The 1,922-nt window shown below is 55.0% G+C and carries 4 protein-coding genes; 3 read left to right on the top strand and 1 reads right to left on the bottom strand.

Going from position 1 to position 1,922, the window contains the following annotated elements; translation table 11 throughout:
• The first annotated feature begins 77 nt into the window (after nt 1–77).
• Together ACNPM8_RS05205 and ACNPM8_RS05200 are read left to right on the top strand one after the other, a co-directional pair.
• A complete protein-coding gene (locus ACNPM8_RS05205; RefSeq protein ID WP_448939422.1) occupies nt 78–233 on the top strand; it encodes a hypothetical protein in 156 nt (51 codons plus the stop codon).
• A 132-nt stretch (nt 234–365) separates the two neighbouring features.
• Nucleotides 366–533, top strand: a complete 168-nt coding sequence (locus ACNPM8_RS05200; RefSeq protein WP_013349928.1) for a hypothetical protein — start codon at nt 366–368, stop codon at nt 531–533.
• Nucleotides 534–556: 23 nt separating this feature from the next.
• Here ACNPM8_RS05200 and ACNPM8_RS05195 read toward each other — a convergent pair whose 3' ends face one another.
• Nucleotides 557–1,372: a shikimate 5-dehydrogenase gene (locus ACNPM8_RS05195; RefSeq protein WP_359195629.1), complete on the bottom strand. Its 816-nt coding sequence runs from the start codon at nt 1,370–1,372 to the stop codon at nt 557–559.
• A gap of 102 nt (nt 1,373–1,474) precedes the next feature.
• Between ACNPM8_RS05195 and arr the strand changes: the two genes are divergently transcribed.
• On the top strand, nt 1,475–1,885 hold the full coding sequence (arr, locus tag ACNPM8_RS05190) for an NAD(+)--rifampin ADP-ribosyltransferase (RefSeq protein WP_448939421.1): 411 nt from the start codon (nt 1,475–1,477) through the stop codon (nt 1,883–1,885).
• The last annotated feature ends 37 nt before the right edge of the window (nt 1,886–1,922 follow it).

Genomic DNA, 1,922 nt, shown 5'->3' with positions numbered 1-1,922 from the left:
GGGGCCCTTGCTGTATCTATCATCCGTGTTCAGTTGCCGGCGCTGGTTTTCTTCCTTTAACAAGGTAGGTTCGGTTCATGTCTAGAACTTTCCTGTCGAAGATCAGAATCCTGACTGCGCTGAGCATTGCGATGATGGCTTTGTCTTTCGTCATGGCTCATTCGTGGTTATTGCAGATCATCACGCTGGGTCTAGGCGCTTCGGCACTAATATCGGTCTTCGCCCGTATATGACAAATAAGGCGCACAAGTGCCGACAACCAGTCACTTCTGCTTCCCTCGCTCGCCATCACCGCGGCAGGTGCATTCATCTTCCGGTTCTTCATCTTGTGGGCGACATCCAGGCCTGCAAGGTACGCCGACTACATGCCCGAGAACGGTGTACCGATCACGAATGGAATTGCATTGAACACGCAATTCTTCCAGTTGTTATCCATGGGATTGATCGTGCTCTTGCCGATCGCGTTCTTCGTCCTGCTGATGGTATTTTTTCGTGGAAAGAACATCATAAGCCAGGTGAATACCGCCAACTAGGGCGCGTACTGATATTCGGGGCTTCAGGATTCCCGGGAGAATTCTGAGGCACGCAATACCTGCTCTTCACTTAGTGCGTGGCCGGTGTACTTCTGAAACTGCGCCGCGGCCTGCAGGGCGATGACTTCTGCCCCGGTAATCACCTGCTTGCCAGCAGTTCGTGTTGCGCGGATCAATGGTGTTTCACTTGGGAAAGCCACCACGTCGAAGACGGTTCGTGCGGCTTCAATCTGCTGGGTGCTAAATGCGTGCTCCTCAGACTGGGCTCCGTCCATGCCCAGCGGCGTTACGTTCACAAGAATCTCGTGTCCTGGAGCCGGGTCAGCACTGGTAAATCGGTAACCGTATTTGTCAGCTAAGGCTTGGCCGGAAACTTCGTTACGTGCCAGCACCGTCAGGTCGTTGAATCCGGCTTCGCGGAAGGCGGCCACGACGGCCTTGGCCATTCCTCCGGAGCCTCGGACAAGCACGGAACTTTCAGGATCCAGCTGGTGGCGTTCGATGAGCGTCGCGATCGCCTCGAAGTCGGTATTTGAAGCAACCAGTCGCCCGTTGGTATTCACGATGGTGTTCACCGAGTCGATTGCCTTGGCCGAAGGCTCAATCTCATCGACCATGTTCATCACGTCTTCCTTGAACGGCATGGATACCGAACAGCCACGAATGCCCAAGGCCCGGACACCAGCGATGGCACCGGCGAGGTCTTCGGTCGAGAAGGCCTTGTAGATGAAGTTCAGCCCGAGTTCTTCATACAGGTAATTATGGAACCGGGTGCCGATATTAGATGGTCGACCAGATAACGAAATGCATAGGGTCATGTCCTTGTTCAAAATAGGCACGCGTTGCTCTCCAAATACTGTCGTCGGTTCACTTCCCAATATACGTGGCGATACGCGGCGGATCCTTTCATGAACCGGCAATGGCGACTAGCGTTTTGGCCTATGAGCAACGAACTTGATGACGGCCCGTTCTTCCACGGCACGAAAGCCGAACTGCAGCCAGGAGAAGTCTTGACTGCCGGATTCCCGACGAATTATCGTCCCGAAATCATCATGAACCACATCTACTTCACCGCATTTGCCGATGGCGCGGGGTTGGCCGCCGAAATTGCGGCCCTGGAGGGGACCGCCCATGTCTATGAAGTTGAACCGACCGGGGCGTATGAAAATGACCCGAATGTCACCGACAAGAAATTCCCGGGCAATCCCACGCGTTCCTACCGCAGTGCGCATCCTGTACGGGTGATCCGAGAAGTCCACGATTGGACCCGGCTGTCGCCCGAAGCCTTGCAAAGCTGGCGTGAACGCATCGCAAGGATCGCCGATGACCCAACTGCCGAGATCATCAACTAGCCTTTGCGCGCAAATGGGCGGTGGCGATGCCTGGATA

The organism is Glutamicibacter sp. AGC46, assembly GCF_053543715.1.
Note: the sequence above shows the minus strand (reverse complement) of the source record. Positions and strands in the feature narration are given on the sequence as shown.